Origin of the sequence: Chondrinema litorale, assembly GCF_026250525.1 — a bacterium.
Taxonomy (GTDB): domain Bacteria; phylum Bacteroidota; class Bacteroidia; order Cytophagales; family Flammeovirgaceae; genus Chondrinema; species Chondrinema litorale.
Genome location: NZ_CP111046.1, coordinates 332,205 through 338,635, shown reverse-complemented (window position 1 = coordinate 338,635; position 6,431 = coordinate 332,205). Strand labels below are relative to the sequence as shown.

Sequence of the window (6,431 nt, the reverse complement as noted above, 5' to 3'; positions counted from 1 at the left end):
TTTTGATGTTTTCAATAGTTAATGCAACTCTTAGAGAGGTAAAAAGCAAACATAGAGTCTTGAAAATAGATATAAATTTCTTTTTTGCTTTTGATTAGTAACTTAGCATTTTTAACAATTTAAATGAGCTTATAAATTACTGACATGACAAGGTTAATCCTTTTACTATTAGCACTATCTATATTTTCATGCTCGCATGAGAAGCCAGTGGAAACAACTGATGCAGAATCTGATCCACAAGTTGTTGTAATGGCCTATTACGTTCCGGAAAAAGATTACCAACCGGAAAAGATTCCTGTTGAAGAACTTACGCATATCATTTACTCATTTACCAATGTGATAGATGGAGAAATGAAGTTTAGAAACCCAGAAGTAGCAGGCAAAAAACTAAAACAATTAGTAGATCAAAAAAAGCGTAACCCTAAATTAAAAGTGATGATTGCTTGTGGTGGCTGGGGAGCAGACGGTTTTTCTGACATGGCTTCTACTCCTGAAAACCAAAAAAAGTTTATTTCTAGCGTGTATGATTTTGTACAAGAATACAAGCTTGATGGGTTAGATATTGACTGGGAATACCCGGCAATTCCAGCAGCAAACACCGAAGCCCGCGACGAAGATAAGCAGAACTTCACTCAATTAATGAAGGGTTTAAGAGCGGTTTTAGACTCAACTGGTAGACCGCAAACTTTAACTTTTGCTTCTGCGGGTTGGAAACGCTACTACGATAATATCGAAATGTTAGAAGTGTTGAAATACGCTAACTACATGAATATTATGACCTATGACCAAGTAAATGGTAACTCTATTTACACTGGTCATCACACACCACTTGGCAATGTAAAACGTGAAGATATCGTAGGTACACCTTTCCAAAATCATTTAGATAGTTTGTTTGAAGCTGGTAGGATGAAAGATCCAAATCCGCGTTCAAGCGAAAAAATTGTAGACTTCTTAATTAAGGAAGGAGCGAATCCGAAACAGTTGGTAATTGGTTCTGCTTTTTATGGGCGTGCTTGGAAAGGAGTTCCACCAGAAAACAATGGACTTTACCAGTTAAGTAGTGGTATCCATATCGGTTGGAGTGCTTATCACCACATCAGAAAAGAGTTTGAGCCAGATAGCAATTATGTGCGCTACTGGGATGAAAAAGCCAAAGCACCATATCTATACAATGCTACAGACAGCATTATGGTCTCTTATGATGACACTGTTTCTGTTAGATTAAAAACAGAATATACCATCGAAAAAGGTTTAGGTGGAATTATGTTCTGGGAGCTTGGTAACGATACCAAAGAAGAAGGCACTTTGTTGCATTCAATTTATGAAGCTGCTACAAAAGAAAGCGCTAAAGTAGAGTAAATTTTAAAAGATTGTAGAGATAGAAATCTTTTGAATATAAAGGGTTTAAGTGTATCAATTATACGCTTAAACCCTTATTTTTAGAGAATAAACAAGGTATTACTCGACAACAATCTTTATAATTTATCACATTGGAGCTATATAAAATTATGGTTGTAGGGCTACTTTTGCTAGTAGTTTCATGCAGCCCACAAGAAGAAAACTACCAAACAGCAAATCCGCTTGAGAATGCAAAATGGATTTCGCAAGATGCAAAACTTCCAGAAAGCGATTCTCTTTTCTATCAAAATCATCCTGCCCCTATTTTTCGAAAAAGTTTTGATGTTTCTACGGAGGTATCTTCTGCCACTTTGTTTATTACTGCTGCTGGTTATTATAAAGTGAGTATAGATGGCAAAGCCATTGAAGACAATGTGCTTGATCCCGCATGGACAGATTTTAGCGAAAGAATTTACTATGCCGAATATGATGTAATAGATAAAGTAGTCAAAGGCAAAAACAATATAGGAATCATACTTGGCAATGGTTTTTATAATCCTTTACCCATGAAAATGTGGGGCAATTTAAACCTCAGAAATGCCCTCCCTACAGGTATGCCTGCTGTAATTGCCAAGCTTGTTATCAAAGATGCGAATGGAGAAATAACGGAGATTGTAACTGATGAATCTTGGAAATATATTTCTGGCCCGATTCTAAAAAATAGTGTTTATATAGGTGAGGTGTATGATGCAAACCTCGAAGTTAATGGCTGGCAAAATCCAGATTTTGATGATGCAAACTGGAAAAATTCTGTAGTAGTAGCTGGGCCGGGAGGTGAATTGCAAAAATCCATTATGCCACCAGTTAAGGTAACAGACAAGTTTACACCAACTCAAATTTCTAGCCCGCAAGCAGATGTTTATCTAGTAGATATGGGTACCAATTTTACAGGTACTTATAACATCAAACTCAATGGGCACAAAGGTGATACAGTAACATTCAGGTTTGGTGAGCGGATATATGAAGATGGCAACCTCAACCCAATGACTACCGTTGCAGGGCAGATTAAAAAGAAAGGTAGAGGTGGTTCTGGTGCGCCAGATATCGCTTGGCAAACAGATTCTTATATTTTTTCTAAAGATGGAGAAATTGAATACAGTCCCATTTTTACTTTCCATACTTATCGATATATGGAGATTTCTGGCTTAAGTTATGAACCTAAGATTCAAGATATCGAAGGTTTGGCTTTTAATACAGATGTGCAAAATGAGAATCATTTCGCAAGTTCATCTGATTTGCTCAACTCAATACAAAAAGCTACGGTCAGAACTTTTGTTTCCAACTTAGTTACGGTACAATCTGATTGCCCTGCAAGAGAGAAGTTTGGCTATGGTGGAGATTTAAATGCCACCAACGAATCTTTCATGTACAATTTTGATATGCACGCTTTTTACAAGAAAACAATCTACGATTGGGTAGATGCGATCAATTTGCAAGATTCTGGATTCGTAGATACAGCGCCATTTGTGGGTTTAGGCTATTGCGGAATCAGTTGGGAATCGGCTTTTCTGGTTACCCAATATTATTTGTATTTGTATTACGGTGATACAGATTTAGTGAAAGAGTTGTATGAATTGGATAAGCAGTGGATGGAAAAGGTAGCTAGGATTTATCCGGATGGTGTGGTGCGAGAAGGTTTGAGCGATCATGAATCTTTAAAGCCAGTTCCAGTTGAGCTAACCGGAACCGCGCATTATTTACAATGTGCCAAGATTATGAAAACTTTTGCCCAACTAATGAATGAAACAGTGCTTGAAAATGAATATGGTGAATTGGCAGAACTATTAAAAGATAGTTTAAAAACGCGCTTTTGGGATCATCCAATTAAAGAAGAGATCAACCGACAAACACTTTTCTCTACATTGATTTATCATGATGTAATTCCAGAAGAAAGCATGTCTGCTGCTAAAGACTCTCTGATGAGTGCTTTACAAAATGGTCCATCAGGTCATTTGTATACAGGTATTTTTGGCACCAAATATATGTTGGAAACCCTTTCTAAAACTGGTTTTATCGAAGATGTATTTAAGATGGTAAACAGCACTCAATATCCCGGTTGGGGATTTATGATAGATCGCGGAGCAACTACTATTTGGGAAACTTGGAAAGAAAGTGATAACACTTACTCCAATTGCCATCCGATGTTTGGCACTGTAACCGAATGGTTTTATAGATGGTTGGGTGGTATTCAACCCATCGATGGATTTCCCGGATTTAAGAAGTTTACTTTGTCGCCTTATGTGCCAGAAAATTTGGATTGGGTAAAATGTAATTACCACACTCCTTATGGAGAGATTGTTTCTAATTGGAAAAAAGAAGGCAACAATACATTGATATTCGAAACTAATATTCCTACTGCAAGCTCTGCTATTTTCCATTTGCCAGAAGCTAATATTGAGCAAGTGGAGATTAGTAAAAAGAATGATGGAAGTAAATATTTGCTCGAAGCAGATGCTATTCAAGCAGGACAAACTGAATTAGAGGCAGGAGAATATGTGATTACTGTTTCTTTGAAATAATATGAGGCTTTAATAGAAAATAATTGACCTAGGAAGCATTTTCGTTAATAATTTTTTGAGCATTTGCGTTGAAAAATCTCCAGTGTTTGAACGAAGTGAACGTCAGCCGCTGCTGTTTTGGAGATTTTAGCAATAGTGTAAAAAATTTAGAAAAAGCTTCCGCAGTCTTGATCTTTTGGCGGTCGGCCGCTGCCGTACTTTTATATCAAGATAAAAGTACAAGTATTTATTATCAGTGATTTATGATTATTTAAAATTATATATAGCAAAAACCTCACATAAAAAAAATTAATCTACAACTCCTTCACCACTTTGCAAGGTGAACCCATCGCTAAAGTATTTGCTGGAATATCTTTGGTGATTACGCTTCCTGCACCAATGGTACAACCGTCTCCTATTGTCACACCGGGAAGGATGACACAATCTCCGCCAATCCAAACATCGTTGCCAATGGTAATGGGTTCTGCTGAACCGATATGTTTTTTTCTTTCTTCTAAATCTAGTGGATGGCTAGCAGTATAAATGGATACATTGGGTGCTATAAAAACATTATCACCGATAGTTACTGGGCAGCAATCTAATAGCACAAAATTAAAGTTGATAAAAACATTATTGCCAAGCTTGGTATTCATGCCATAATCTATCCTCATCGGCTTTTCGATGTGTACATTCTCCCCTACTTCTCCAAATATCTCACTTTGAATGCGCTGCTTATCTTCGGTATCTCTCGGACCAGTGGCATTAAATTGATCAACCAATTCTCGGGTTTTATATCTTATCTCTACTAACTCTGCATCGTTTATAAAATAAGATTCACCGGCTAGCATTTTCACTCTTTCTGTTTTCATCGGTATAAGGTTTAATTAATAAGTGTACATTATACACTTACAAAGTTAAGGGTTTTGAGCTTAATTCAGCATTGAAACTTCGCGAATTATTATTTTAAAATCTCATAATGAAAAAGGCTACAGCATGTCCATTAGCTATAGCCTTTTTTATCTAAAATTTCAGAAATACTTAATCGATATTTCTATCAGATTTGATTTTGCTTAACCAGTCTTCATGGTATTTTTTGAGTTTTGCTACAATCTTTGGATTAGATTCGGCAACGTTCTTTTGCTCTCCAATATCGTCTTTTAAGTTCACTAAGTAGAGCTCATCTTTTTCTGTAAACTTAGTTTTTGTACTAGGATCGTTAGGATGCCCAAGTAGTTTCCAATCACCTTCTCTTACTGCCCAACTATTTTTAGCATCATCGTAACCACCTACTTGCCAGTTAATTATTTCGTGTTGTGTAGCTGCTTTTTTCGATTTAATAATCGGCATCAAACTCTTGCCTTCTATTTTATCATCTGCAAGTTTTATGTTTGATAATTCAGCAATGGTTGGTAGCCAATCCATCTCAGAACAAAGTTGATCTCTCACTTCATTTGCAGGAAGTTTATCTGGATAGCTGATAATAGCAGGCACTCTCAAACCTCCTTCAAACATACTGAACTTACAACCGCGATAAGGGCCAGCATTTCCACCACCACCAAAAGCACGCTCTTCGCAGCTATGTCCGTGGTCAGATTGAAATACGATAATGGTGTTATCTTTCTTTCCTGCTTTTTCTAATTCATCTAATACTTCTCCAATACGCTCATCCATGGTAGAAACAAAGGCAGCATATTCTTTTCTTGGAGAAGGTAAATCTTTATAGTGATCCAACCATTTTGGAGTGGCTTGATATGGATAGTGCGGAACGTTGATCGCCCAATAAACAAAGAATGGATTTTCATCTTTTGTGATTATTTGAGAAACTTCATCCACCATTAAATCTGGAAAATATTCTCCCGGATAAAGCACCTCTTCATTATTTCTGTAAAGGTCGTGTTTGTTTGGGCCAGCCCAGAAAAAGAAATGAGAATAGTTATCGATACAACCTCTTTGGTGACCAAAGAAGTAGTCGAAACCTTGCGCATTTGGTACTTTATTTTTGTGGTGCCCCAAGTGCCATTTTCCCACTAAAGCTGTCGAATAACCTGCTTCTTTAAAGTATTCTGCCATGGTTACCTCTTCTGTTGGTAAGCCTGCTTTGCCTTCTGGATCACCTTCGGGAATCGGAACATTACCAGGTAAGCCAGCACCCAAGTTAGATTTTCCGGTTAATAATGCTGCACGCGATGGAGAACAAACAGGGGCTGCCGCATAGAATTGAGTGAAACGAACACCAGCTTTAGCTAGCTTGTCGAGGTTTGGAGTTTCTAAATCTTTAGAGCCATAGCAATTCAAGTCTAAACTTCCGAGGTCGTCGGCTAAAATTACCAATACGTTTGGCTTAGATTGATTCTGGCAGATTGATTGTTGAATTGTGAGAGTAAATAGTAATAAGCTTAAATATATTTTTTGCATAGAAAGTGTATAGATAGTTAAAATCAAATTAAGGTTACCAATTACCCGAAGTTAACAAAATACGGTAATTAGTAACCTTAAAATTATTTACCATGATTCCCGATTGGGATTACTTGTATC

General features: G+C 37.0%; 4 protein-coding genes. 2 read left to right on the top strand and 2 right to left on the bottom strand.

The features are described 5' to 3' along the window. The first annotated feature begins 144 nt into the window (after positions 1–144). Both OQ292_RS26220 and OQ292_RS26215 read left to right on the top strand, forming a co-directional pair. Positions 145–1,359 (top strand): glycoside hydrolase family 18 protein, encoded by a 1,215-nt coding sequence (locus tag OQ292_RS26220; protein ID WP_284687149.1) that lies wholly within the window; start codon positions 145–147, stop codon positions 1,357–1,359. A gap of 131 nt (positions 1,360–1,490) precedes the next feature. Further along, the gene (locus tag OQ292_RS26215) at positions 1,491–3,917 is read left to right on the top strand and encodes an alpha-L-rhamnosidase (RefSeq protein ID WP_284687148.1); all 2,427 of its coding nucleotides are present in this window, start codon (positions 1,491–1,493) and stop codon (positions 3,915–3,917) included. Positions 3,918–4,210: 293 nt separating this feature from the next. Here the strand turns inward: OQ292_RS26215 and OQ292_RS26210 are convergent, their stop codons facing one another. Both OQ292_RS26210 and OQ292_RS26205 read right to left on the bottom strand, forming a co-directional pair. Continuing rightward, positions 4,211–4,765 (bottom strand): sugar O-acetyltransferase, encoded by a 555-nt coding sequence (locus OQ292_RS26210; protein WP_284687147.1) that lies wholly within the window; start codon positions 4,763–4,765, stop codon positions 4,211–4,213. A gap of 169 nt (positions 4,766–4,934) precedes the next feature. Beyond that, a complete protein-coding gene (locus tag OQ292_RS26205; RefSeq protein WP_284687146.1) occupies positions 4,935–6,311 on the bottom strand; it encodes a sulfatase family protein in 1,377 nt (458 codons plus the stop codon). Positions 6,312–6,431 lie beyond the last annotated feature (120 nt).

Bases quoted from the DNA above. Each gene is read 5' to 3' on its own strand.
- OQ292_RS26220 (WP_284687149.1), top strand. From the start codon at position 145: ATGACAAGGTTAATCCTTTTACTATTAGCACTATCTATATTTTCATGC.
- OQ292_RS26210 (WP_284687147.1), bottom strand. From the start codon at position 4,765: ATGAAAACAGAAAGAGTGAAAATGCTAGCCGGTGAATCTTATTTTATA.
- OQ292_RS26205 (WP_284687146.1), bottom strand. From the start codon at position 6,311: ATGCAAAAAATATATTTAAGCTTATTACTATTTACTCTCACAATTCAA.